General features: G+C 39.1%; 22 protein-coding genes. 9 read left to right on the top strand and 13 right to left on the bottom strand.

Features of this window, described 5'->3' with window-relative positions:
• The first annotated feature begins 825 nt into the window (after positions 1 to 825).
• Both QZ738_RS01190 and QZ738_RS01185 read left to right on the top strand, forming a co-directional pair.
• Entirely contained in the window at positions 826 to 2,127 is a 1,302-nt protein-coding gene (locus tag QZ738_RS01190) for an esterase-like activity of phytase family protein (RefSeq protein ID WP_293783288.1), read from the top strand.
• Positions 2,128 to 2,255: 128 nt separating this feature from the next.
• Entirely contained in the window at positions 2,256 to 3,386 is a 1,131-nt protein-coding gene (locus QZ738_RS01185) for a polymerase (RefSeq protein WP_293783284.1), read from the top strand.
• Positions 3,387 to 3,609: 223 nt separating this feature from the next.
• On the opposite strand, the gene QZ738_RS01180 is transcribed toward QZ738_RS01185, so the two are convergent.
• The 4 genes from QZ738_RS01180 to QZ738_RS01165 all read right to left on the bottom strand — a co-directional run bounded on the left by QZ738_RS01180 (position 3,610) and on the right by QZ738_RS01165 (position 8,367).
• Positions 3,610 to 5,871, bottom strand: a complete 2,262-nt coding sequence (locus QZ738_RS01180; protein WP_293783281.1) for a M56 family metallopeptidase — start codon at positions 5,869 to 5,871, stop codon at positions 3,610 to 3,612.
• Positions 5,868 to 6,236: a BlaI/MecI/CopY family transcriptional regulator gene (locus tag QZ738_RS01175; protein ID WP_293783278.1), complete on the bottom strand. Its 369-nt coding sequence runs from the start codon at positions 6,234 to 6,236 to the stop codon at positions 5,868 to 5,870. The genes QZ738_RS01180 and QZ738_RS01175 overlap by 4 nt, the downstream gene beginning before the upstream one ends.
• 673 nt (positions 6,237 to 6,909) lie before the next feature.
• On the bottom strand, positions 6,910 to 7,578 hold the full coding sequence (locus tag QZ738_RS01170) for a DUF1345 domain-containing protein (RefSeq protein ID WP_293783275.1): 669 nt from the start codon (positions 7,576 to 7,578) through the stop codon (positions 6,910 to 6,912).
• Positions 7,579 to 7,584: 6 nt separating this feature from the next.
• Complete coding sequence (locus QZ738_RS01165) at positions 7,585 to 8,367, bottom strand: O-methyltransferase (protein WP_293783272.1); 783 nt, start codon at positions 8,365 to 8,367, stop codon at positions 7,585 to 7,587.
• 44 nt (positions 8,368 to 8,411) lie between these two features.
• Between QZ738_RS01165 and QZ738_RS01160 the strand changes: the two genes are divergently transcribed.
• Complete coding sequence (locus QZ738_RS01160; RefSeq protein WP_293783269.1) at positions 8,412 to 9,281, top strand: transglutaminase-like domain-containing protein; 870 nt, start codon at positions 8,412 to 8,414, stop codon at positions 9,279 to 9,281.
• Positions 9,282 to 9,294: 13 nt separating this feature from the next.
• Positions 9,295 to 10,425 (top strand): glycoside hydrolase family 18 protein, encoded by a 1,131-nt coding sequence (locus QZ738_RS01155; protein WP_293783266.1) that lies wholly within the window; start codon positions 9,295 to 9,297, stop codon positions 10,423 to 10,425.
• A 78-nt stretch (positions 10,426 to 10,503) separates the two neighbouring features.
• On the opposite strand, the gene QZ738_RS01150 is transcribed toward QZ738_RS01155, so the two are convergent.
• The 6 genes from QZ738_RS01150 to QZ738_RS01125 all read right to left on the bottom strand — a co-directional run bounded on the left by QZ738_RS01150 (position 10,504) and on the right by QZ738_RS01125 (position 17,006).
• Positions 10,504 to 11,304 carry a hypothetical protein gene (locus QZ738_RS01150; RefSeq protein ID WP_293783264.1) on the bottom strand — a complete coding sequence of 267 codons (801 nt, stop codon included), beginning with the start codon at positions 11,302 to 11,304 and terminating at the stop codon, positions 10,504 to 10,506.
• Between the two features lie 40 nt (positions 11,305 to 11,344).
• The gene (locus tag QZ738_RS01145; RefSeq protein WP_293783261.1) at positions 11,345 to 12,256 is read right to left on the bottom strand and encodes an alpha/beta hydrolase; all 912 of its coding nucleotides are present in this window, start codon (positions 12,254 to 12,256) and stop codon (positions 11,345 to 11,347) included.
• Positions 12,257 to 12,258: 2 nt separating this feature from the next.
• The gene (locus QZ738_RS01140; protein WP_293783259.1) at positions 12,259 to 12,777 is read right to left on the bottom strand and encodes a hypothetical protein; all 519 of its coding nucleotides are present in this window, start codon (positions 12,775 to 12,777) and stop codon (positions 12,259 to 12,261) included.
• A 38-nt stretch (positions 12,778 to 12,815) separates the two neighbouring features.
• A protein-coding gene (prfB, locus tag QZ738_RS01135) for a peptide chain release factor 2 (RefSeq protein ID WP_293783257.1) occupies positions 12,816 to 13,890 on the bottom strand; the annotation gives its coding sequence in 2 pieces (ribosomal slippage) (positions 12,816 to 13,829 and positions 13,831 to 13,890; 1,074 coding nt in all).
• Positions 13,891 to 14,016: 126 nt separating this feature from the next.
• Entirely contained in the window at positions 14,017 to 15,321 is a 1,305-nt protein-coding gene (locus QZ738_RS01130) for an amidohydrolase (protein WP_293783255.1), read from the bottom strand.
• A 284-nt stretch (positions 15,322 to 15,605) separates the two neighbouring features.
• Positions 15,606 to 17,006 (bottom strand): IS4 family transposase, encoded by a 1,401-nt coding sequence (locus QZ738_RS01125; RefSeq protein ID WP_293783253.1) that lies wholly within the window; start codon positions 17,004 to 17,006, stop codon positions 15,606 to 15,608.
• 339 nt (positions 17,007 to 17,345) lie between these two features.
• On the opposite strand from QZ738_RS01125, the gene pgi reads away from it, so the two are divergent.
• The 4 genes from pgi (at position 17,346) to QZ738_RS01105 (ending at position 21,083) form a co-directional block, all read left to right on the top strand.
• Complete coding sequence (gene pgi / locus QZ738_RS01120) at positions 17,346 to 18,992, top strand: glucose-6-phosphate isomerase (RefSeq protein ID WP_293783250.1); 1,647 nt, start codon at positions 17,346 to 17,348, stop codon at positions 18,990 to 18,992.
• A 185-nt stretch (positions 18,993 to 19,177) separates the two neighbouring features.
• The gene (locus QZ738_RS01115) at positions 19,178 to 19,540 is read left to right on the top strand and encodes a hypothetical protein (protein ID WP_293783247.1); all 363 of its coding nucleotides are present in this window, start codon (positions 19,178 to 19,180) and stop codon (positions 19,538 to 19,540) included.
• A 47-nt stretch (positions 19,541 to 19,587) separates the two neighbouring features.
• Complete coding sequence (locus QZ738_RS01110; protein WP_293783244.1) at positions 19,588 to 20,130, top strand: YceI family protein; 543 nt, start codon at positions 19,588 to 19,590, stop codon at positions 20,128 to 20,130.
• Between the two features lie 5 nt (positions 20,131 to 20,135).
• On the top strand, positions 20,136 to 21,083 hold the full coding sequence (locus QZ738_RS01105) for a DUF5777 family beta-barrel protein (RefSeq protein WP_293783241.1): 948 nt from the start codon (positions 20,136 to 20,138) through the stop codon (positions 21,081 to 21,083).
• A gap of 281 nt (positions 21,084 to 21,364) precedes the next feature.
• Here the strand turns inward: QZ738_RS01105 and QZ738_RS01100 are convergent, their stop codons facing one another.
• The 3 genes from QZ738_RS01100 to QZ738_RS01090 are packed head-to-tail and all read right to left on the bottom strand — an operon-like array spanning position 21,365 to position 24,598.
• Positions 21,365 to 22,507 (bottom strand): ABC transporter permease, encoded by a 1,143-nt coding sequence (locus tag QZ738_RS01100; RefSeq protein ID WP_293783238.1) that lies wholly within the window; start codon positions 22,505 to 22,507, stop codon positions 21,365 to 21,367.
• Positions 22,507 to 23,643: a glycosyltransferase gene (locus QZ738_RS01095; protein ID WP_293783235.1), complete on the bottom strand. Its 1,137-nt coding sequence runs from the start codon at positions 23,641 to 23,643 to the stop codon at positions 22,507 to 22,509. Before QZ738_RS01095 ends, QZ738_RS01100 begins: the two co-directional genes overlap by 1 nt.
• The gene (locus QZ738_RS01090) at positions 23,621 to 24,598 is read right to left on the bottom strand and encodes a lysylphosphatidylglycerol synthase domain-containing protein (protein ID WP_293783232.1); all 978 of its coding nucleotides are present in this window, start codon (positions 24,596 to 24,598) and stop codon (positions 23,621 to 23,623) included. The genes QZ738_RS01095 and QZ738_RS01090 overlap by 23 nt, the downstream gene beginning before the upstream one ends.
• 41 nt (positions 24,599 to 24,639) lie before the next feature.
• Here QZ738_RS01090 and ruvC point away from each other — a divergent pair, with 41 nt between their 5' ends.
• Complete coding sequence (gene ruvC, locus QZ738_RS01085) at positions 24,640 to 25,227, top strand: crossover junction endodeoxyribonuclease RuvC (protein WP_293783229.1); 588 nt, start codon at positions 24,640 to 24,642, stop codon at positions 25,225 to 25,227.
• Positions 25,228 to 25,394 lie beyond the last annotated feature (167 nt).

The following is a 25,394-nucleotide window of genomic DNA, read 5'->3' as shown; positions in this document are numbered from 1 at the left end:
AATTTTTCTTTCAAAGCCAGTAATAGGGCTTGGTCGGTGGAGTCCGAAAAATTTGTTAGGCCGGACTTAAGTAGAACGGAGACCCAGTGCGAAGGCCTTGTTGGATGGAAATACATATTTCATAAGTAACTAATTATCAAATAATTAAAAATTAACGTCAATGGTAGGTACGAAGGATCTTTCATTTAGAAAGTAATGGCAACCTAAAAATGCAAAAAGCCAATCGCGATCGTCATCCTGTGGGATAACTTATTATATAAAAATCAATATGCTTACAGATAATTTTTTTGTAGGTATCTCTCTCAAGAGATCGTCATTCCCAACTTGATTGGGAATCTTAATACAAGCGCTTTGATATTCCCGCATACACGAGAATGACGACCGCAAAGTGCATCTATCAATGGTAGCGGAGTCGAAGGATCTATTTTTGGAAAGCAATGACAGTAGCTATTTTTAAAGTCAGCCCGGCTTTCTGGTACAAGTACGCGGTTCGTGCCTCACCTGCGGGCTTTCCCCGCCAATCCGGTTTAGGTAGCGGCGGGCTTTGCATTAAATCCTGGCGATCGTCATCCTGAAAAGAGTTTAAAGATTTTATTAAGAGCGTAATGTCAGCGTATAAATGCAAAATCCTCATCGCAATCGTCATCCTGAACTTCCGGCCGGTCGGACGGGTGTTTCAGGAGCTTTCACTGCAGATAAGCGATCACATCTTTTTTGGAAAGCAATGACAGCAGCTATTCCACTTAAAGGCTACGTATTTTCTTTACCCTCATTTAATACTGGATTAACATGCTCCATCTAATTTCGCGCATCCAATCCAATCAAATGAATAAAAAATTACTTTTTATCACCGCGTTATATGCGGTTGCGGCCATTTCCTGTAAAAAAAATAAAGGAGAAGAAATTTCCGCTACAGTTAATTATCCTAACATGGCCGAAGTCAATTCGCCGGCTGTACTGTTTACTACAGCCAACGACGTAAATGTATATAACGGAGGATTTGGTTCGGCCTTAGCGGCTGATCCAACAGATCCAAATGTATTTTATATGCTTACCGACCGCGGTGCCAATGTGGGTGGACAGGCATCAAACTCCATCATTATCGGCAAACCCGATTTTGCCCCGCAGATTGGTAAGTTCAGACTCAAGGATGGTAAACTATATCTCGAACAAACCATAGAACTGAAAAATGCATCAGGAAACAAATTAAACGGAATACCTAATCCGGCTGGGATGGGCTCAACAGGAGAAACTCCTTTTGATTTAAATGGCAATGCCATTAGTCCGAGTGCCGATGGCTTAGATTCAGAAGGATTAGTTAGGGCAGCAGATGGTTCTTACTGGGTAAGTGATGAATATGGCCCTCACCTGGTACACTTTGATGCCAACGGAAAAACACTGGAAAGAATCAATCCCTTCGGAAGCGGCACCGGCGGCCGTAAAATCCCGGCCGTTTTTGCTAAAAGACGAGCCAACCGGGGCATGGAAGGCTTAACCATAACGCCCGATGGCAAAACCCTCGTAGGCATCATGCAATCGCCAATGTATAATCCTTCTAAAGGAGCAGTATCAGGTTCTATGGTGATCAGAATTCTGACTTTTGATATAGCAAGTGGTGAAACTAAACAGTATGCCTACCTGATGGAAGATGCTTCACTTACCGGCGTAAGCGAAATCGTTGCTGTAAACAGTACCACATTCTTAACCTTGGAGCGCGATGGAAAATATGGCATCGATCCAAGCAATACCACTACTGCCTTTAAACGGGTATTCAAAATTGACATCACCAAAGCTACAGATATCTCAGATGCAAGCAATTCGGACAATGGTAAATTGTATGGAGGAAAAACTGTTGAGCAATTATTAAACGCACAAGGTCTGAGTGATGCAGGAATTGTGCCGGTAAGCAAATCGCAGGTATTAGACCTGATTAAAGATTTACCAGGATCCTATCCTCACGATAAAGCAGAAGGGCTGGCATTACTCCCAGGAAACATCCTGGTAATTTCCAATGATGATGATTTTGGCGTAGTAGATAATAACGCCAGTGGATTTGCGCAGAAGATTTTACCTGCTACGAAATCTGTAGACCGGAACAGGCTTTATTTTATTAAAGTAAACCTGTAAATACAATAAACTGGGAAGTAAAGGAGCGGAACTGAAAACCGCTCCTTTTTTTATAGCCAGGGTATGAGTTTCTACATTCAGCAATAAAAGGTACACGATCAAGTAAATAAAATGAGTAATTTGCGGCAATGAAAAAATATTATCTAGTTATCTTACTTGCGCTTGTTTCAGGCAATTCTTTTGCACAAATGAAACTGATCAGGAAGATGCTCTCCAACGAAAAAGATACTACGCGCAAAGCCAGCTTTTTACCTTTACCTGCCTTTGGATATAGTCAGGAAACGGGATTCGAATTTGGTGTTGGGGCTATTTATTCCTTTTATGTAGACCGTAAGGATACGCTGAACCGCAGTTCCAATTTCGCACTGAATACCACCTACTCTACCAAAAAGACGGCTAATTTTATGCTGAAGGGCGATATGTGGACTAAAGGCAATAAATACCATTTTATCGGCGATATCCGTTTCAAAAATCAGCCCTTTAATTTTTATGGCATCGGCAACTACACGACAAAATCAGACGAAAACAAATTAGATCAAAGGATTTTTAAAACACTTTTTGATGCCGAAATGAATACTTTACCAAAGGCCTACACTGGTGTTTCATTGGGTTTTGAAAACCATCATTTTATAGACAGGCAGCCAGGCGGTATTTATTCCACTAATCCAAAAATTTTGGATAGAGATGGTGGTTCTGTAGCCTGGATTGGTGCATCGCAAAGTTATGATACCCGCAATAGCAACAACTATCCTACCAAAGGTTTTTTCGGTAGGGCTACTTATCAATATGCGCCGGATTTTTTTGGCGGGGAAAATTTCAATGGCTCACAGATTAAGCTCGATCTCCGCGGGTTCTTCAGTATAGTACCAAAAGTAGTTTTGGGCGTACAGGGCATTTATTATACTACACAAAGTAACAGCACACCATTTTATTTGTTGCAGCAATTGGGTAACGACCAAATGATGCGGGGCTATTACAGCGGCCGTTATCGCGATGAGAATTTAATGGCAGCACAGATTGAAATCCGCTACCGTTTTATGAACCGTTTCGGTATTGTAGCTTTTGCGGGTACGGGTAAGGTATTTAGCAATGGCCAGTTTAATACTGATGGACTAAAGCCTAATTATGGCTTTGGCGGCCGTTATTTTTTCGATCCGGCAAAAGGTTTAAGCGTACGGCTTGATTATGGAATAGGCGAAAAATTGCCCAATGAAAAACGCCAGGCAGGGTTTTATATCAGTTTAGCAGAAGCGTTTTAGGGAATGAATGAAGTAAGATGGAAAAGGGTTGATGGCATAGTGGCCTTAGCCTGGTATTCATCCTGAACGGAGTCGAAGGATTTTTTAGCGACTAACCCTCACATATGGTTTATTGCCACGGAAACACAGAAAGCACGGAAAATACTTACTGTTTACCACTCGTTGCTATGTCATCCTGAAGGGATAATTTATTTTATAAAATCAATATGAATGACAGATAAGTTTAAAAATTTTCACCGAATAATGTAGCTTTCGAAGTTTTAAGATCGAGGTAAATACTGTCCGCTTTAATTAACCCATCAATTTTATCTGAAGACACAGTGGCGCCATTAGCCAAAAATGTGTTATTCTTTTTATTATAAGTTATTTTTGAACCATTAACTTTAATACCATTATAAATAACCATTGCGTCTCCAAATAAATAAACGATGCTTTTATCCTTGCTCATCTTTACAGAATCTTTAGCACGATATTCTACTTTTGCGTCGGCTTTATTAATTGGTTGAGCTAAAAGGGCATTTTTTAACTGATGCTCTAGCTCACGCTTTTTTGGATTTTCTACTTTCCCACTACGGGACTCAGCATTAAAATTTCCATTGGTTAGATCGAAAACGATTACTGATGCTGCTAATGAACCCCCTTGATTAGCTCTTAATACTGCATTTTTAGCTGTCATTTTATGATTAAGCTGATCCAGTTCTACCAACTTTGCTGTTAACCTGCTGTTCACAATATCAATAACGGCATTCTCTATGTAAGAGATTTTCTTATCGACATCTCCGGTCATCTTACCAAAGGAGATGATTTTGGGTTTAATAGGGCTACCTACTTTTTTTAAAGAAGTTGTTACTCCAGTGATAGCATCAGCACTACTGTGATATTTAGCATAACGCGTTTTAGCTTTAAAGGTGTATCTATTTTGGCGCGAATGTAGTTCGACTATCTGATTAGAAAAGTAGGTATCTGGCGCGATCAACTTTTCACCTGAAAATTCCACACTGATTTCATCACCAACTTGGATATTACTACCAGAAAAGTTTTCTTCTGCAACATCGAGTATTATCCTATAATGATTATGTTTTAATGTAATTCTTTGGATATGATTTGCATCCCGATCAATTGCGGCTATTCTCGAAAAAGTAAATCTAAGTCCGTTCATGCCATATAAAAATGGCTGATTATTTAATGATCTTTCATAAAGTACATGTCCTTTGGCTGTAGAAATTTTATTCGTCCACAATGTCACTTCATTATAGGATTCCGGCACTGAAAAGCCATTAACTTCTATTTTTAAACTGTCACCGATTTTGACAGTAGAGAGCTTCCCTAAATTCATGATTGCCTCAAAGGAGTAAATTTTATTATGGTAGCTAATATCTCCTAAAACTCCATTTTTTGAGTTCCGAAAGCCAAGAAACTTAACATTAAGTTTTTTACCAAGCATTTCGCTACCTTTTCTAATATTTTTTGCATAGCTTGCTCTTAAATCTTTTACCACATTAATAGTATCATCTAATAATGTTTGCCCAGGCTTGATAAAACTTTTTTGAGCTTTCTGAAATTTATTTTCAGGAGAAATCTGTTTACCTGCATAAACAAATTTTATGGCAAATGTCCACAATAGAATCAATGTCATAGGTAAAACCAGGAAATAGGCATTTTTTTTCTTATTTTCAGATTTCAAACTAAACAACATTTTGATCCGGTCTTTAATTGGGCTTTTAACGAAGTTATGTATCAGAGGCATATTACTTTTTGTTATGGCCAGTTTTAATAAAAGATTGGCATAAGCCTCATTCCCAAAGTTTAAAGAAGTGATAGCATCTGCCTCATATTCATGCACTTGCTCCAAAGCTTTGTCATATAGGTAAACGATCGGATTAAACCATAAAAAAGATTTAAAAACCATTAAAATCATTTTATCTATTGAATGGTATTGACTGGCATGTACCTGCTCATGTTTAAGTAGAACTGATAAATCCTTTACACTTAAACCGGCATCATTTATAAAAACATAGTTAAAAAAGGAACAATTGGTGAAACCTTCTCTTTTGATGATTAGCTTTAGTCCATCGGCATTTTTTATGTATCTATTAGTATGCTTAAGCAAGCTGAACAAACGCCAAAGATAAACTAACAGTAAAAATAAAACTGTGGAACCATAAAAGTAATATATCACCATCATCCAATCGAGTTTATGCGTTACCATTGGCTGGTACTCTGCCATAATGGGCTGACTAAGCAGAACAGGTGCCTGATCAGTGGGTGCTATTTCAGGTATATTAATTGGAGCCTCAATTTCGGCTATTGCTATCTCCCGTTTAAATTCGAATTGCAAAGCAGGAATGATAAAACTTAAAATAAGCGTAGTCAGCAGATAAAAACGGTTGATCTTAAAGAATGTGAGCTTTCTTAAAGCCAACATATAAAACCCAAAGAACAATGCCATACAGGCCGATACCTTTAACACATAGATTAAAATCATGACATCGAATTTTGGTTAATGATTTTTTTGATTTCTTCTATATCCTTTTCGCTTAGCTTTTCCTCTTTTACCATAAATGACAGCAAACTGGTTGGAGAATTATCAAAATAACCAGAAAACACTTTTGAGAAAGTGGTTTTAGCATATTCCTCCTTGGTAATGGCCGGAAAGTACTCATAGGTTTTACCATAAGCTTTATAGTTTAGATAGCCTTTCTTTTCGAGCAAACGCACAATGGATGAAATGGTATTGTATGGCGGTTTCGGTTCTTCATCCAATTCCTCAATAATATCTTTCACAAATGCCTTTTGCAGTTTCCATAGAACCTGCATGATGCGCTCTTCTGCTTTGGTCAATTCTTCCATAACCAAATCTATAACTTATTTTTCAGTTTTACAACTAAAAATAAAGTTATATTACTAAAAAAACAGTTATAACATATAAAACATTGTTATTCAGATAATTTAATTTAAATTTTATCGAAAACGAATGCCTGTAGCTCTTGGCTATTGTAGCTCCGCCATCCGCTTTACTCCGTTGCAATCGTGTTCGCTACTGTTAGGCTTAGCACCGAATGGGCTGCTCCTTAAATCTCGCCCAAAGGCATCTATCCTTGGTACCTAAACCCGATCTGAGTGGATGCTCCCGATTCTTCATCGGAGCAGGAACGGGAGCGGGACTGAAGCCCGCCAAAAGAACCGAACTGTCCATTTCCTAAGCCTAAACATCACTTTTTTAATTTTAAAACGAACGGCTTGTGGTTTTTGGCTATCGTAGCCCCCCATCCGCTTTACTTCGTTGCAATCGTGTTCGCTACGGTCAGGTTTATCACCGAACAGACTGCTCCCCGCATGTACCGAACGGCAATTAACCGTTGTAAATAAACCTGATCGAAGTGGTTCCGGTTCTTCACCTGAAGGAACGGAGAGCGGGACGGATGCCCGCCAAAGGAACCGAACCCTTCATTTCCAAAAAAACTGCTATCGACTAAAGAATCTGCCAAGACCAAATCAAACTCCTTAAGTCCTTCAAAAAGAATTATTTGCTTAAACCCGCCAGTGCATTAATCGTTAATGCAACTATAACGGTGTTGAATATGAAAGCAATCAAACTATGTAAAAGGGAAAGTCTTCTGATTTCACGGGAAGAGATTTCCACATCCGAAACCTGGAAAGTCATGCCTAATACAAAAGAGAAGTAGGCAAAATCCACAAAATCAGGCTGATCATTTCCTGGAAACTCCAATCCTGAACCGCCCTTTTCAGATGCTTCTTTGTTATTATCGCCATAATACAAATGGGCATAACGCATCGTAAAGGTGGTATGTACTAAAAACCATGATAAAAACATGCCTAGTATGGCAATAACCAGATCAAGCGGTTCAATATCTTTATTAATAAGCAGTAAAACTACAGCAAGTAGACCGGCAAAGGTAGAAACCACCACGATAGCGAAAATTTCTCCACGGGTTTCATCCTGCATTTTGGCTTTTAAATGCGTTTCGGCAGCAGAGGTATGAAAAAACATGTACCAATGCAGAGAATTGAGCACGAGGCAAAAAATATCCCACCCCAACATGATATGGGTAAGGGTATCCATTTTACAAAACAACGAAAGCAGGTAGGCTGCAATGCCAGAGAAAAGGCTGATCAGCAAAACAAATAACGCCGATCGTTTTTGAATACCTGCAAGTTTTGGTTCCCGCATGGATGATTAAAACTTAAGTTTAAAATGCTCTTTGGCCTGCCCTTTTTTAAAATAAACCAAACCGATCCAAAACAAATCGATGGTTACGGTAACATCAGAGTGGTTTTTAATTTCGGTCCAGGCTTCTTTCATACCTTTGCTCCAGTAAATATCGTCAAAAATTAGCAGCGAGTTTTCGGTAACTTTTGGCAGGCACCACTTAAAATAATTCAAGGTAGCATCTTTACGGTGGTTCCCGTCAATGTAAACAAAATCAAGGCTCGGTTGCTGAGCAATAATATCGGGCAAAATTAAATCAAAATTACCCACATGAAGTTCGATATTTTCTAAATTCAGCTCCTGAAAGTTTTTTCTGGCCACCTCCGCCGTTTGTGGGCACCCCTCTATGGTAATCACCTGGGTTTGGGCATTTGTTTGTGCCAAATAAGCAGTTGTAATACCCAAACAAGTTCCTAATTCGATCGCACTTTTTGCTTTGGTGTTTTTGGCCAGCCGATAAATAAGCTTGGCTAACCTTGGGCTTTTTAATGCATTTTTGGCAATCTGACTTACTTTCTTCGTTCGGTTTTTATTGAGGTGGGAACCGGCACCGAGGTCGGTAACGGTGATGATGGAATCGTCATTAAAAAGTTTTTTTCGCTGATTCTCTATATTTTTATATTCAGATTTCTCACTAAAATCGTAAATTACCTCATCGGCGAGCTTATACACAAATGGCGAATGCGTGCCGTGCCGGCTCTTAGCTGTTAAACGGTGTTTAAGATAATCTGTAATAAATTGAAATAACATAATATTGCAAAAGTAATTAAACGCCGCAAACGTATGTATGTTTTATGGAAAATATCGCAGAGATAAGTGCTTTAGTTAAATTGTTGGACGATCCGGATGAGGAAGTGTACCAGCACGTGGAGAAAAAACTGCTCGAATATGGTGGTGAGGTTATCCATTATTTAGAAAATGCCTGGGAACAATCTTTTGACGGACTGATGCAGGAACGCATTGAAAACATTGTCCATCAAATCCAGTTTAAAACCGTTAAAGAAGATTTAAACCTTTGGTATTTAAGTGGTGCTTTCGATTTATTGCAGGGCGCTTTGATCATAAACCGTTACCAATATCCTGATTTAGACGAGCAAAAGGTAATTAACCAAATTGAGGAGATCAAAAGAGAGATCTGGCTGGGTCTGCAATACGAAATGAGTTCTGTTGAGAAAGTAAAACTGATCAATCATGTTTTATATCAGCAGTATGGCTTTGGTGGCAACACCAAAAACCACCACGACCCGCAAAACTCCTACCTGAATCAGGTTTTGGAAAGCAAAAAAGGGAACCAGATCTCTTTGGCTATTATTTATTCTACCCTGGCCCAAAAATTAGATCTGCCAGTGTATGGAATAAATTTGCCGCAGCACTTTATTTTAGGCTATATTGATGATAGCAAGCAAGAAGGTACTGAGTATGGTGTGCTTTTTTATATTAATGCTTTTAACAGGGGTAACATTTTTGGCAAACATGATGTAGACCAGTTTTTGCGACAGCTTAACTTAGAGGCCCTGCCCGAATATTATAAACCATGCAGTAACACCGATATTATCCGCCGGGTGATCAGAAACCTGATTTCTGCTTATGAAAATGCCGGCGCGACAGAAAAAGTAGCTGAATTAAATGAACTCCAAAGTATTTTAACAGAAAATAATCAATAAAATCTCCCAATCCGTGTTCAAAAATATCAGTGGTCTGCCTGGAATTTGCCTTTGGATGTTTTTTATGCTTTTCGCGGGCGGTCTGAAGGCTCAAAAAATAGTTAAACCAAATGTTATCGCCTACTACACTGGTCAAGGTGGGTCGGTTATTGATAGTTTTCCGATTGAGAAAATAAGTCATCTGATTTACAGTTTTGGACATTTAAAAGGAGATAGTTTAAACATTGCTTTAGCCAAAGATTCGGCTTTGATTGCTAAAATGGTAGCGCTGAAAAAACGTAACCCTGATTTAAAGGTGATGATTGCTTTGGGTGGCTGGAGTGGTTGTGCTACTTGTTCGGAGGTATTTAGCAGAAATGAGGGACGAAAAACTTTTGCCAAAACAACCAAATCGCTTTTAGATTTTTTTAAGGCTGACGGCATAGATATCGACTGGGAATACCCTGCTGTTTTGGGTTATCCCGGACACCGGTATACACCTGATGATAAGCATAACTTTACATTATTAATGAAGGCACTAAGAAACAAACTCGGTAAAAAAGCAGAAATTAGTTTTGCAGCAGGCGGCACAAAAAACTGTATTGACTCTTGCTTTGAATGGGATAAGGTAATGCCTTTGGTAAACCGGGTAAATGTAATGAGTTACGATCTGGTAAGTGGATATGCAACACAAAGCGGACACCATTCACCTTTATATTCTACCCCTTCCCAAACTTTATCAGCAGATTATGCGGTAAAAGCTTTAATTGATTTAGGGGTACCTGCACAAAAAATTGCATTAGGTGCAGCATTTTACGCCCGTATTTTTGAAAACATTATAGATGCGGACCAAGGATTATATCAGCCAACAAAATTTTTAAGGGGCGTTTCCTATAAGGATTTCAGCAAACAGTTTTCATCCGAAAATGGCTATACCTATTATTGGGATGAGACAGCTAAAGCGCCATATTATTATAACCCGAAAACGCGATATCTGGTAACCTTTGATGATCCTAAATCCATTTCATTAAAAACCAAATATGTAATTGATCAGAAATTAAATGGTATCATGTTCTGGGAGTTAACAGATGATACTTATCACAATGGCTTACTGGATGTAATTGATAAAACAATACAAGATGATAAAGGATTACTGAAGAATTGATCCTGTTCATATCAAAATCAAATTCCCAAAAAAGCCCGACCACAAATCACGATCAGCCATTTCTATATTTATCAAATCTTATTTACAATTATAAACTAAACTTATTTTGGTTAAGGATGTATCATTTGCGCTTCCACCGTTATTGATATAGCTTTTGATCACGATAGATGTTGCATTCCCTTTATTATCAAAAACATAATTGAATTCCTGTGTATCAACACTTGACAGCTTATTGGAAGTTGTAACAGTTTTTTTGAGTACGTTCTTTGATGTTTTTCCAAAGTAGCTCCCAGGTATATAATCTACAATGGCAGAAAGCGGATCGGCCATCTGGTATGCGTTTATTGCTACCTCTGCAGCGTATTCGTAAGTAATGGTCTCTACACTCCCATCCTCGGCATAGGTCACTTTCTCTTGTGTCAAATTACCACCTGTATAACTAAGTTCGGCAGTTGAATTCAAAACATTCCCTAAATAGCTTTTAACAACCGTTAGATAACCATCAGCATTATAAGTATAGGTTCTCGTTGCACTTACCCCTGGAAAAAAATCAGACATATAACTGGAAACAGCCCTGCCATTTGTCAAGGTGAGTTCTGTTTTTTCGCCATTTTCCAGCGTACCTGTAACTTTAGTAGTAGAATAAGTATAAGTCATGGTTACCCCATCACTCGTTGCACTGATTAGTTTACCAGACGCATCATATTTATAGCTGATTTCAACCTCACCCAATGTGCTAAAGTCAGTCTTTGAATTCATCAGCTGGCAGCCATTCCCATTAGGATTGGGCCTGGCATTCCAATTAATTTCTTTTTTACAGCCTGCCATTGCAATGATCGCAACCAGGGCTACCATCGCATATTTAATTATTTTTTGCATTGAATTTCCGGTTAAGAGGTTAAAATATCCTGCAAAGATATTAAAATTTCTCCTTTTTTAACCAGTTAGCCAACAAGTTAAACCAATCTACATCAGAAGTTTTGTTGATCAGGCCAAATCCATGTCCACCTTTTTCGTACAGGTAAATATCGGTATCAATATGATGTTGCTTTAGTGCCGCATTCATTAATACACTGTTTTCATAGGGAACAGTCTTATCATCTTTGGCATGTACAAAGAAAACAGGGGGTGTTTTTTTGTTTACATTTTCATTGGCTGAGAAATAATGTTTCAAACTATCGGCAGGATTTGGTCCCAATAAATTTTTCATGGTACCGGTATGTACTGATTCCTCGAAGCTGATTACAGGATAAATTAATGCAGCAAAATTTGGCCTCAGATTTATCTTTTCAGGGTTAGAAATCTTAAGATCGTTATAATGGGCCACTAAAGTTGAAGCAAAATGCCCTCCCGCTGAGAAGCCCATAATCCCAATCCTATTGGTCTTAATTCCATATTTTTTGGCATTCTTTCTAACCAAATAAATGGCTTGTTGAGCATCCTGCAATGGCCCATAGGTTTTATCAAACATAATTTCATCACTCGGCAAACGATACTTCAATACAAATGCAGTAACACCAATGGCATTAAAGCGTTTAGCTACATCGGTTCCTTCATGGCTAAAAGCCAAAGCACTGTAACCACCACCCGGGCAAATAATTACCGCCGTACCTGTTGCGATTTCCTTTGGCGCGATGAAAACCGTCATCGTTGGAACTGATACTTTAGTCACGTTCAGCGTGCCATTATTGCGCATTTCGGTATGTTCAACATAAGTTGCCGGCGTAGGCTTTGCACCTGGAATATCACCATGATACAATGGGATTATTTCTTGTGCTTTCAGATCAATCACTAACATGGCGAGTAGTACCGAGATTAAAACAAATTTCATATCTATTTAATTTCTTTTTTAGTCGACCTAAGATAAAACAATAGCGATTTATATTCCTCATCAGCCATTAAGTGGATTGGAATAAAAAACGGAGTATGCATCATTACATTTGTTATACTGAGGTATTGATCATAAACTTTGAACGAAGTCAGGATATTCCATTTTGCGAAAGATTGATAATTATCAGTAATGCCTTCTATACCTTCATCAGTTATGATCAACTTCCGCGTGTTCGAAGGAAATGCCAGGGCTGTAGTATCCTTAAATTTATTCCAAAAAATACGTTCTGTCTTTAAAAGCCTGATAAAGGTACTTAAAGCAACAACCCAACACAAAATTAACACAGTTAAATCTATCTCTTCATTTTTTAAAATGTAATGCAAATACCCGTACATAATAATCCCTAACAAGAAAGAGATCAATGAAATAACTTTAAGTCTCTTGCTAAATTTCTTCCAGATTATCTGATTTGACTCCAGCAAGCTTTTTTTTACATTAAAGTCTTCGATGATGATATTCATATCGCTATGTTTTGCCTATCCGTGATTGAATACATACACTAAAATTCCATTAAATAGGCCTTTAAAAAGTCGTTGATATCGCCATTTAAAACCGCATCGGGGTTAGAGGTCTGGTAATTGGTTCGATGGTCTTTTACCCGCCGGTCATCCAGCACATAACTTCTGATCTGCGAGCCCCACTCTATCTTTTTCTTCGATCCTTCTACTGCAGCAATGGCTTCGTTGCGCTTTCGTTCTTCTATTTCGAACAATTGCGACTTCAGCAAACGGATGGCATTTTCTTTATTCTGCAACTGCGATCGCGATTCCTGATTTTTGATGATAATGCCAGATGGTTTGTGGTATAAACGTACTGCAGTTTCAACTTTGTTTACATTTTGTCCACCGGCACCGCCAGCCCTGAAGGTTTCAAATTCAATATCGGCGGGATTGATATCAATCTGAATGGTATCATCAACCAAAGGATAAACATATACGGAAGCAAAAGAAGTATGTCGCCTCGCATTCGAATCAAAAGGAGATATCCTCACTAAGCGATGAACACCGTTTTCACCTTTGAGGTAGCCGTAAGAAAAATCGCCATCAAACTGGAGGGTTACCGATTTAATACCTGCAATCTCCCCTTCCTGACTGTCTTGTTCAGTGATTTTATAGCCATTTTTCTCGCCCCACATCAGGTACATGCGCATCAGCATATAAGCCCAGTCGCAACTTTCGGTACCACCGGCTCCGGCAGTAATCTGCATGACGGCAGAAAGCTGATCTTCTTTACTTCGGAGCATATTTTTAAGTTCCAGATCTTCTACAGCTTGTTTACCGGTTTCGAACTGTTCTTTCATTTCAGCTTCCGAAGCATCTCCGGATTGAAAAAAATCGAACATCACGGCTACATCCTCAACCGCATTATGGGTTTGGTTAAAGCCGTCAGTCCATTTCTTCTTTGAGCTTATTTCTGCCAGAATTTTTTCTGCTTTTTTCGGATCGTCCCAGAAATCGGGCGCCATGGTTAATTTTTCATCTTCGCGAATGGCGTAAAGTAGCTCATCAACGTCAAAGATACCTCCTCAGAGACGCTACTCTGTCTCTTAAATCCTGAATCTGTTCTTTCGTCATGGAAACAAAGATAGGAAATCGCTTTGAGCATAGCACATAGCGATTTCAATTAAAACTATCGGCCGACAGCTAACGGACTAGTTGATTTTCCCTGATCGATCATGCATGTAACAAATGAACTAATGCCTATCTCTTCATGGTCATATAATCCAGCGTAAGATTGGAAAGTAATTTAACTCCTAATACGAAACCACTTTCATCAAGGTAAAAATCGGGAGTATGATGGGATGGCGCCTTTAAAGGATCTCGACCTTTCGGCATACCACCTAAGAAAACAAATAGGCCTGGTACTTTTTCCTGAAAGAAAGAAAAATCTTCTGCGCCGGTAACTGGCGGTTTTAACTTTACATGTTCTTTCCCTGCCGTTAACTGCATACTGGGCAGCATTTTTTCGGTAAGCGCAATATTATTGAAAGTAACCGGGTAATGGTTGCTGTATGGAATTTTCACTACCGCAGTTGCGCCCCCTGCCTCTGCAGTTTTGGTAGCGATGGTTTTGATCCGTTCAATAAACATGGCTTCATCTTCTTTGCTGAAATTGCGAACAGTACCCAGCATTTCTACTTTTTCAGGTATAATATTCGAACGAACACCACCGTTAATGGCACCGATGGTAACTACTCCTGGATTCTCGGTTACATTTAAATTGCGGCTAACAATGGTTTGCAGGTTATTGATAATCTGGGCAGAAACCACCACAGGATCAATACTGCTCCAGGGATATGCGCCATGGGCCTGCCTGCCGGTAACCGTAATCTTCATATCGTTTACAGCGGCCATGGTACCACCGGGGCGATAGGTTACATCCCCAACCTCAGTTTGTGAATTGATATGCAGACCGAAAATGACATCCACTTTAGGATTTTCGAGTACGCCTTCTTTAATCATTAAAGCTGCTCCGCCTTCCTCTCCCTTGGGCACTCCTTCTTCAGCAGGCTGAAAAATAAATTTAACCGTGCCTGGTATATCTTTTTGTATAGCGGCCAACACTTCTGCCACGCCCATTAAAATAGCCACATGACTATCATGTCCGCAGGCATGCATTACCCCAACCTCCTGACCATTATACTGTGTTTTCACTTTCGAGGCAAATGGAACATCTACCCGCTCGGTAACAGGCAAACCATCCATATCAGCCCGCAGTGCAACAACAGGTCCGGGTTTTCCGCCTTTTAATATACCAACCACTCCGGTTTTGGCTACGCCAGTCTTTACCTGTATACCTAAGGATTCTAAATGTTTTGCAATGATACCAGCCGTTCTTACTTCATTATTCCCAAGTTCAGGATGTTCGTGAAAATCACGTCTCCAGGTAATTACTTTTTGCGCTATGGCGTCCGCTTTCTTCGAAACCAATGGCCTTAAATCTGATTTTTGAGCAAAAGTATTTAATGCCAACAGAGAAAAGCCGATCAGGTATATTTTTTTCATAAATGGGAAGTTTAGTTTAGGTGTTCTAAGCTAAACAATTTTATGGAGAGACGAAATTAACATCAAGCGGAAACCTTAAAGAATTTTCAGAGGTTACTGATAAATTTGTTAGGTAGCATCCCTTGAAAATACGTCATTCTCAACTTGATTGGAAATGACGTGATCATGAATGCCCCTAAATAAAATGAAACTTGGAATAATCCTAATTCAAGCATTTTAAGATTCCCGCATGCGCGAGAATGAATATCCCAATAGTGCATTCTACCGTGTGGACACATCTTTTGCTAAGTTTCAGGGATATTTTTGATTCTCCATCCAATATTTATTTCAGCGAATTTTTGTAGCCCAATCCATAATGTTGTTATTCCAGGCGGTCTTTCGCTTGCATAGCCTTTCCAGCCCCCCAGTCTGGCTATTGTCCAAACATGTCTTTTAAGGCTCTGCTTTTTATATATATTTTTTTGTTTCTCAGTTTTTCCCTCCAATATTTTGATAAGATCTTCGCTGCACTCCTGTTCCTGTTTGGAAAAGCAGCTTTCGGCACAGAGTCCTTCTTCCTCTGGAACAGCATATGAGAGCTGCATCATAAAAAGCTTTAGTATCACATCCAACATTAGAAGGCTTAATTTCCGAATACTCTGACCATATTCAAGTTCGCTGGCCTCAATATTGAATCCTTCTTTTTTTAATATCCTAAAAACTTCTTCTATAGTCCAACGCCAGCTGTACCACTCTATACAACATAGCGCCATATCAATATTTTCTAAGGGTATTGTTGTTAAGATCCTCCAACAAACAGGGTTGTTGCAGCCTTTTGATACTTTCTCCTTTGCCTCGATATAGAATAGCTTAACCGTATCGGGGCTTTCTTTTGAACTTGTGCCGGTCCTTTTGATCTCAACCTCTTTATACCTTACTTCTATATCGGCTATTCGGGTAGATCTCTTCTTTCTCTTATCGCCCTCAACCTTAATCTGATAACTGCCCTGGGCAGGGTGACCATCAAACACGTCAAAAAGCTTTGTTTTATCCGTAAGGGTACGGTTTGTGCTTGCCCGAACCAGCAAATCCGTTCTTTCATCGGGTATGCAGGAAAACTGTTCATAAATATCGCCTTCCCTATCCTGTACAATAATGATGGATTCAGCTTCTTTCAAAGCCTCTTTGCTCTTCTTGGACGACTCTATCCATTTATATGACTCCTTTTCCTGTATGGGAAGCGTGCTGTATTTACGCACATGTTTATTGACCCGAACCTCGGGCCTATTCCAAATTTTGATATAGGAAAAGCCATAGGGAACACAGCTTTGGGCATCCACAACCAGGGATGGATGGAGTAAATAGCCCAAACCTTGGAATTTTGCATTGGTAGTACCTAAACTACCATCTTTTTGCAACCGGTTTCTATGTTTGTACATATTGATTTCTGTACTATCCTGGATGCATAAGACTGTTTTTCCCTTGCAACTCACTCCACAACGGGAGGATATATCGGAAATGATGCTATCTTCTTCAACCCGCTCATTCTTCAGGAATCTATAAAAACCTTTTGCCTGTGAAAGGCTATCGGACAGTTGGCGTATGGAATGGACACCTTTGGTAAATAAATTATTTATAACCTCGCCACAACGGCTATTTAAACGCTTGTCTGGAAAACAATCTCTATACCCATTTGATAATAACATCTACAAAACTAAAAATATTTGTGTCCACACGGTAGAATAGTGCATTGCGTTAATGGTAGATTTTAGAGTTCTCCAATACAAAGGAGGCTCGATGACAGCTATTGAGGGGTCGTCGCTTCGACCGCAGTGCCTGCCCGTACAGGCGGGGAGAAATCTTTGAACTATGTTAAAAGATTTCTCCATTTCGCTGCGCTTCAGTCGAAATGACGGCGATTCTTTTAAATCTGTCATTGATAGTCTTGGAAAGCTCTTCTTTTAAAAAAAATTTCTTATCGATTTAGCACATTAAAAAGATCATTTTAAATTTTTGCTTTATTACTTTTACAAAAAACAAAGATTATGTTACCTAAAATAAATTTTACAGAAACTGAGGCCTACAAATATTTAGCCGACCATTTTATAGATATTAATCAAAAGAACATTAAAGATCTTTTTGCTGAAGATGCAGATCGTTTCAATAAGTTCTCTGTTTTTTTCGAAGATATCCTGCTTGATTATAGCAAAAACCGCATCAGCGACGAAACATTAGCGTTATTGATTCAATTGGCACGTGAGTGTAAATTAGATGAGGCCATCAAGTCGATGTACAACGGAGACAAGATCAATGAAACCGAAGACCGCTCAGTACTTCATATCGCTTTACGTAATTTGAGCAATACCCCGATTTTAGTTGACGGAAAGGATGTGATGCCAGAAGTAAATGCTGTACTGGCTAAAATGGAGAAGTTCAGCAACAGCATCATCAGCGGTGAATGGAAAGGTTATACCGGTAAAGCCATTACTGATGTGGTAAATATAGGTATTGGCGGATCAGACTTAGGCCCAGTAATGGTTACCGAAGCTTTAAAACACTATAAAAACCATTTAAATATTCACTTCGTTTCGAATATCGACGGTACGCACATTGCTGAAACTTTAGCCAACGTGAATGCTGAAACCACTTTATTCCTGGTAGCATCAAAAACTTTTACCACACAGGAAACCATGACGAACGCGCACTCTGCCCGTACCTGGTTTTTAGAAAATGGTGGTAAAGAAAACGATATTGCCAAACACTTCGCCGCATTATCTACCAATGCTAAAGACGTTTCTGCTTTCGGTATCGATACCGAAAACATGTTCGAATTTTGGGACTGGGTGGGCGGTCGATACTCATTATGGAGCGCTATTGGCTTGTCTATCTCGTTAAGTATAGGTTTCGATAATTTTAAGCAACTACTAGCCGGTGCCCATGCTATTGATAACCACTTCAAAACTACAGAGTTTGAAAGTAATCTTCCTGTAATATTAGGTTTACTAGGCGTTTGGTACATTAATTTCTATAATGCAGAAACGCAGGTGATCTTGCCTTACGACCAATATATGCACCGTTTTGCGGCATATTTTCAACAAGGCGATATGGAAAGTAACGGTAAACATGTGGATAGAAACGGTAATGAGGTTGATTATGAAACCGGACCGATTATCTGGGGCGAGCCAGGGACAAATGGCCAACATGCTTTTTATCAATTAATTCACCAAGGCACCCGGATTATTCCCGCTGACTTTATTGCACCGGCACAAAGTTTAAATCCACTGGGCGATCATCACCCTATCTTATTATCGAATTTCTTTGCACAAACTGAAGCGCTAATGAACGGCAAGACCGCAGAAGAAGTAACTGCCGAGTTAAAGAAAGAAGGTAAATCTGATGCAGAAATTGAAAAAATCGCACCATTTAAGGTTTTCGAAGGAAACCGTCCGACAAACTCCATATTATTAAAGAAAATAACTCCTTATACATTAGGGAGTTTAGTAGCCATTTACGAACACAAAATATTTGTTCAGGGTATTATATGGAACATTTTTAGTTTCGATCAATGGGGCGTGGAACTGGGTAAACAACTGGCCAAAAAGATTCTTCCAGAACTGGCAGGCAACGAAGAAGTTTCGAGTCACGATAGTTCTACTAATGGCTTAATTAACCAGTATAAGGCCTGGAGATAAGCTTTTAATTAAATAACTTACCCCAAAAGCCGTTCTGATGTAAAATCAGAACGGCTTTTTTTATTTTTTTATTACGGGCAACCATTCTGGATAAAGCCACGTAACGGTTAATATTTCAATTGTACCAAAATCAAACATCAGGATAGAAAAATGAATCCATCACTAGTTTTACTAATCGATTAACTATGAAAAAACAAAATGTAATCTTTTCGTTAGCCGCAATTACGGCCCTTCTTTTTGCCTGTTCTAAAAAACAAGCGGAAGAATTAAAACCAGCAACACCAACGGATCCAACCCCGGTAACGACAGCCAATGTAACCTATAGTAATTTTGCCGGCGCACTTTTCCAAACCAAATGTAACAGCTGCCACGGTCCGAACGGGGCAATCAAATCAGTTTGGCTATTTAATGGCATAGCATCTATTAAAAATGATAGCCGTGTGGCCAATAGTGTATTGGTTACGAAAACGATGCCCAAAGGAGGATCCTTAACGGCAAGCGAAAGAGAACTTTTACAGGCATGGTTTGATAAAGGTATGCCAGAATAACTCATCAAAATGAAGCCGATTTTTGGAGTACTTAAACACATTTACAGATGCAAAAATTATTTTTCACATTAATAGCCCTGATAGTATGCACAGGCATAAAGGCGCAGATTTTGGTCAGTAAAAGCGTTAATTCCTCGTTTTTTTCTTCAACACCTATAGAAGATATTGATGCCCAGAGCACAACAGGAGCTTCAGCCCTTAATACCCAAACCAACGATATCATTTTCAAAATCAACAATACCTCTTTTCAGTTTAAGAAAAAACTGATGCAGGAACATTTTAACGAAAATTATATAGAAAGTGATAAGTTTCCTGCTTCTGATTTTAAAGGAAAAATTATAGAACAGATCGATTTTTCAAAACCTGGCACTTATCCGGTAACCGTTAAGGGCAACCTGCAGATCCATGGCGTTACCAAAACATATACCACAAAAGGATCGCTCGTCATTACTGCCGATGAGGTGAAAGCTACTTCTACATTTAATGTAAAACTGGCCGACCATGCTATCAAAGTCCCAACGATCGTTTTTAAGCAGATTGCAGAAACCATCCAGGTAAAAGTAACCGCAGTTTATCAACCCAAAAAATAAAACTTATGAAATTTCATCTAAAATCTCTTTTATATCTATCAGTTACCCTTCTGCCTACTTTGGCGTTCGCACAGGATCCGCTTGAAAACGCATTGCAGCTGCCGACGGAAAAAAGTACTGTAAAGGCTACTTTTAAAGCACCTAAACTCATCAATATCCAAACCAATGAAACCATTTATAAAAATGAGCTTGATTTTAGGGTAGACCACCGATTTGGCGACATTGCAGGCCGTGCAGGTGGTATCAAAAACTTTTTTGGGCTGGATCAATCAACAGATATCCGCATTGGTTTTGAATACGGTATCAGCGACAGGCTTTCGGTAAGTTTAGCAAGGGCTAAAGGAGCAGGTGTAGTTACACAGCTTTATGAAGGAAACTTAAAATACCGCTTACTGGAGCAAACTAGTGATGATAAAGTACCCGTATCAGTAACTTTGTTCGGTAGTACCACCGTATCAGCGGCCAAAGCTTCAACAGATCCTACCGCCGCAAATGCATTTAACGAATTCAAAGACCGATTGACCTATGTAGTACAGGCTGTAATTGCGCGTAAGTTTAACTCAAACTTATCATTGCTGATGATGCCATCCTATATACACCGCAATTTTACCGTTTTTGGCGATCAGAACGATATGCTTGCCTTATCCGTTGGCGGCCGTATCAAAATTACCAAACGCATGGCTTTTGTAGCAGATTATACTATTCCATTCCGGGATAAAAATCAGGAGGCTTATCTCGAAAGCACGTTTGACACAAAATACTACAAAACACTCGGTGCCGGACTCGAATTTGAAACCGGTGGGCATATTTTCCATCTTAATTTTACTAATGCTACTGCCATTCAGGAATCACAGTTTATCACTGATACCAATACCTCCTGGCTTAAAGGACAATACCGTTGGGGTTTCAGTATAGCACGAAGATTTTCATTTGATAAGAAAAAAGCGAAATAGACTGGATTTAACAAAGTTCGTGCAATTAAAAAACTGTATCATAGCGCTATAGTCATCCTGGGGAATAATTTATGGTATAAAATCAGAAGGATTCACAGATAAATTTTATTAGTCAACATTCGTTGATAGATCTTCATTCTCAACTTGATCCGATGGCTATCAGATGGGAACCACGGCGTGTTCATCGAAGATAATCTTAATGCTTATGTTTTAAGATTTTCGCTTGAGTGAATGACCAGGTAAATTACAAATATGATACAGCCTATATTTTAAGATGATGATTAAACCGTTACATTTTGTCCTTTAACATCAAAGGCATCCCGTAAACCTATTGCAAGAACATTAAAGGCATAAACGGTAAACATAATAGCCAAACCAGGCAAAACAGCCAGATATGCTGCATCCATAATGATATAGCCATAATGTTCTTTAATCATACTGCCCCAGCTTGGCATAGGTGGCTGTGCGCCGAAGCCCAAAAAGCTTAACCCGGTTTCCAGCAATATAGCCGATGCAAAGTTAGAAGAAGCCACAACCAAAATAGGTCCGGCGATATTGGGCAATATATGCCTGATAATGGTTCTGGCTGTACTAAAACCAAGGGCCCTTGCTGCTTCTACAAATTCTACTTCTTTTAAAGCCATCACCTGCCCACGCACCAGTCTGGCCACATCTACCCAGGTTGATAAACCTACAGCGATAAATATCTGCCAGAACCCCTTCCCCAGGGCAAATGAAATCGCAATAACGAGCAATAATGAAGGTAGCGACCAAACCACATTCATAAACCAGCTAATGGTAGCATCTATCCTGCCCCCAAAATATCCGGCAATGGCACCTAAACTCACCCCGATCAAAAGCGAAATCAGCACGGCCATTAAACCTACCGATAACGACACACGGATACCTAGAATTAATCGACTTAATAAATCTCGTCCGTAAATATCAGTTCCTAAAATGTAAGTACGTGTATAGATATTATTTTCTTTAAAGCGCGCTTCTGCCGTGCCGATTTTTGAAGGCAGAATACAGCTTGGGCATAAATCTTTCAGTTCGTATCTGGTTTCTTTCGCTTTTTCGTCATCTCCAATGTACTCCTGCACAAAAACCGCATCTCCTTTTATCTTGTATGAGGTAATCGGAATACTTTTAAATGTAGGTGTTTGTCCATAAAGCATTCGCTCCAAAAGGTTAACCTCTGCTACTTTGGGATTTTGGCTGATGATTAAGAATGTAAAGCTGCTACCCGGTTTCTTTTTGTTTAACTGGAGGGTTTGTACATTCGCATCCGGAGAATCATCTGGCATAATCAGATAACCCAAAATGCCCATCAGCATCAATAATAAGATAAAGATCAGCCCGGCGAAAGCCAGCTTATTCCGTTTAAACTTTAACCACACTTTTTTTGATGGGCTGTTATCCATTATCTAACCATTCTGCCTTTCCAATTGTATTTTCCACTGTTTCCGGCGATGCCGATGTACACCATGTAAATCACATGAAGCACATTTAAAACAGGTATTAAAATGAGTAAGTTTCGCCTTTTGGCAAAACCCGTTACATCCCATAAAAATAGTGTTTCTAAAACCATTTTAAACAACAATTGATAAAATGTAATGGCTAAAAAGCCCGGAACAAAAAGCCCGGTGATCAAATTTGCGAGAATAGAAAGGTTAAAAATCCAAATCAGCACGCCCAATACAATGATAGCCTTGTTTTTATAACGGGTACTTTTCGAAGCCCAGCGTTTGCGTTGCTGGATAAATGCACCCAGTGTCTCTTTTGCATGTGTATACACAATCGCTTCCCTGTTTTTCAGGAAACCGATTTGATCCGGGTATCTGGCTGCAATTTTATGCAACAGTAACTCATCATCGCCTGATGCCAGATCATCAATCCCCTGAAAGCCGCCAACTTCATAAAAGCTTGTTTTTTCGTAAGCCAGATTTGCACCGTTACAGGTTGATGGCTGTTTATTCCCAATAGTAGAAGCTCCCAAACCAATCAAATAAAGAAATTCTAAAGATTGTAACCGCTCAAAGAAACTCTTCTCCTGAAAATAAGCAACGGGCGAAGATATCATTTTATAGTTTTTCTCTTCATACAGATTAACAATCGTAACCAACCAGTTTGGACCCATCCTGCAATCAGCATCTGTAGTAATAATCAGATCGCCAATGCAGGTACCGATAGCCGTTTGTATGGCTTTCTTCTTATACGAATTTAACGCCCGGTCTTCGTTTAACTTAATCAGTTTTACATTACGATTGGCATAACTTAACACGATTTCTGCTGTTCTATCCGTAGAATGGTCATCAATAATAATAATCTCCGTTAAAGCTTTAGGATATTGCTGAGCAATCAGATCATCAATCGTTTTATTGATGTTTGCTTCCTCATCCCTTGCGGCCACAATAATAGAAACTTTGGTTTGAGGATCAGACTTTTGTGGTATAAAATAGATCAGATTATGCCATCCTTTTATAAAATTAAGCACCAACAACCCGTAAATTAAGGTGAGCGCCGCAGAAAAGAAACTAGTTAGATTTAAAATTTCCAAAAAAATTGAGTTTAAAAACGAAATAAGTGCCTAAGATAGCAGGAATTATAATATTAATGAGCCAAATACTGGCAGTACAGGCAATAACCGCTACATGCTGATCGGTTACATGTTTAAATAGCTCAACCGCAGTAACACTTCTGATACCCACATCAAAAAGATCAAGAGAAGGCAATGCCGACTGTACCAAAAACAGCAGGCAGGTCATCATTATAATATCTCCATAATGCAGTCCCGGCACCAGCCATATAAATAAGATAAAATACTGAGAGCTAAATACCAGGTAACGGGCAAAACAGTAAGTAATAATTTTGAATAACTCTCTTTTTCTGTACCGGGCTAAAATGCTATAAAATTTCTTGTATTTCCTGGTGAATCTGAAGGATAATAAAATCCCGTTTAACCAGCGGATGTTAAAATAAAAGATCAGAAAAAAAAGACAAAAAATAAATGCAAAAAAAACCAGGGCAATAAACAGTACCCGATCAATAGGGATAAAGCGGTACACGAAAAAGCAAGCTGCAATAGCCCCAAAAATATTGGTTAATACCAATTGACCGATACTGCCCACACTCATGGCCACTATCCCTACAATTCTTCTTCGCGGGGAGAGGAAAAATACGCGGCCTCCATACTCACCTAACCTGTTGGGTGTAAAAATAGCCAATGTTAAACCACAAAAAACAGATTCTATGGCTCTGTAAAAGCCAATAGGCTCAATGTGGCTCATCAGGTATTTCCATTTGCCTGCCTCTAAAAACCAGTTTACAAACATCAGTAAGACTACCACACCGATTACAATGATAATTTCCAACCGAGGAATCCCCTTTAACAGGGTACTGAAATCATGAAGATTTTTATTGGCAACCAGTTTATGATAAATAAACCAAAAGGCAAATATTACAATTGCAACTTTGATAAAAAGTGATAATATTTTTTTTTGCCTGCCTGTCAAGATTCTATTTTTTATTTGCAAATATGCTTAATATTGCCGTAATGTTGAACGAAAAAAAGGAACGGGTAATTATGGGCATCGATCCGGGCACTGCGGTAATGGGTTATGGCGTAATTCTGGAGAAGGGTAATAAAACGGAACTGATTAGTTTAGGCGTGGTTAAAATGACTCATTTAGACGACCCTTTTCTTAAACTTCAACGCATATTCGAAAAAACGGTGGTCTTGATGGAGCAGTATAAACCTGATGTATTGGCCATAGAAGCTCCATTTTATGGTAAAAACATCCAGGTACTGTTAAAACTTGGCCGTGCACAGGGCATTGCCATTGCAGCCGCACTTTCCAGAAATGTACCTGTAACAGAATATTCTCCAAGGAAGATTAAACAATCCATTACGGGCAGCGGAAACGCCACCAAAGAACAGGTAGCGGCGATGTTGCAACGTTTACTCAACTTTAAGGAAACACCTGAGTTTTTAGATGCTACCGATGGCTTAGCTGTTGCGGTTTGCCATTCCTTTCAAAAAATTACCGCAGGTGGTAAATCTAAAACCTATTCGGGCTGGGAATCTTTTGTGAGCGATAATAAAACTAAGGTTAAAGGTATAGCGGTTAAGACAAAGAAATAATATTAAAATGAATTCGATGATGCTATATCATAAATATAAAATTGTCATCCTGAGGAATAATTTATGGTATAAAAATCAATATAAATGACGTAACTGATTTCTTATGCCATACAGCACAGTCTTGCCTCGGCTCACCGCCGCCGAAGGGCTCTTACTTTTTGGCATCA

Origin of the sequence: uncultured Pedobacter sp., assembly GCF_913776295.1 — a bacterium.
GTDB lineage: Bacteria > Bacteroidota > Bacteroidia > Sphingobacteriales > Sphingobacteriaceae > Pedobacter.
The sequence above is the reverse complement of the archived record's forward strand: the minus strand, read 5'-3'. Positions and strand labels throughout refer to the sequence as shown.

Coding starts and splice junctions, on each gene's coding strand:
- QZ738_RS01190 (WP_293783288.1), top strand. CDS start 826: ATGAATAAAAAATTACTTTTTATCACCGCGTTATATGCGGTTGCGGCC.
- QZ738_RS01185 (WP_293783284.1), top strand. CDS start 2,256: ATGAAAAAATATTATCTAGTTATCTTACTTGCGCTTGTTTCAGGCAAT.
- QZ738_RS01180 (WP_293783281.1), bottom strand. CDS start 5,871: ATGATTTTAATCTATGTGTTAAAGGTATCGGCCTGTATGGCATTGTTC.
- QZ738_RS01175 (WP_293783278.1), bottom strand. CDS start 6,236: ATGGAAGAATTGACCAAAGCAGAAGAGCGCATCATGCAGGTTCTATGG.
- QZ738_RS01170 (WP_293783275.1), bottom strand. CDS start 7,578: ATGCGGGAACCAAAACTTGCAGGTATTCAAAAACGATCGGCGTTATTT.
- QZ738_RS01165 (WP_293783272.1), bottom strand. CDS start 8,367: ATGTTATTTCAATTTATTACAGATTATCTTAAACACCGTTTAACAGCT.
- QZ738_RS01160 (WP_293783269.1), top strand. CDS start 8,412: ATGGAAAATATCGCAGAGATAAGTGCTTTAGTTAAATTGTTGGACGAT.
- QZ738_RS01150 (WP_293783264.1), bottom strand. CDS start 11,304: ATGCAAAAAATAATTAAATATGCGATGGTAGCCCTGGTTGCGATCATT.
- QZ738_RS01145 (WP_293783261.1), bottom strand. CDS start 12,256: ATGAAATTTGTTTTAATCTCGGTACTACTCGCCATGTTAGTGATTGAT.
- QZ738_RS01140 (WP_293783259.1), bottom strand. CDS start 12,777: ATGAATATCATCATCGAAGACTTTAATGTAAAAAAAAGCTTGCTGGAG.
- QZ738_RS01130 (WP_293783255.1), bottom strand. CDS start 15,321: ATGAAAAAAATATACCTGATCGGCTTTTCTCTGTTGGCATTAAATACT.
- QZ738_RS01125 (WP_293783253.1), bottom strand. CDS start 17,006: ATGTTATTATCAAATGGGTATAGAGATTGTTTTCCAGACAAGCGTTTA.
- pgi (WP_293783250.1), top strand. CDS start 17,346: ATGTTACCTAAAATAAATTTTACAGAAACTGAGGCCTACAAATATTTA.
- QZ738_RS01115 (WP_293783247.1), top strand. CDS start 19,178: ATGAAAAAACAAAATGTAATCTTTTCGTTAGCCGCAATTACGGCCCTT.
- QZ738_RS01110 (WP_293783244.1), top strand. CDS start 19,588: ATGCAAAAATTATTTTTCACATTAATAGCCCTGATAGTATGCACAGGC.
- QZ738_RS01105 (WP_293783241.1), top strand. CDS start 20,136: ATGAAATTTCATCTAAAATCTCTTTTATATCTATCAGTTACCCTTCTG.
- QZ738_RS01100 (WP_293783238.1), bottom strand. CDS start 22,507: ATGGATAACAGCCCATCAAAAAAAGTGTGGTTAAAGTTTAAACGGAAT.
- ruvC (WP_293783229.1), top strand. CDS start 24,640: ATGTTGAACGAAAAAAAGGAACGGGTAATTATGGGCATCGATCCGGGC.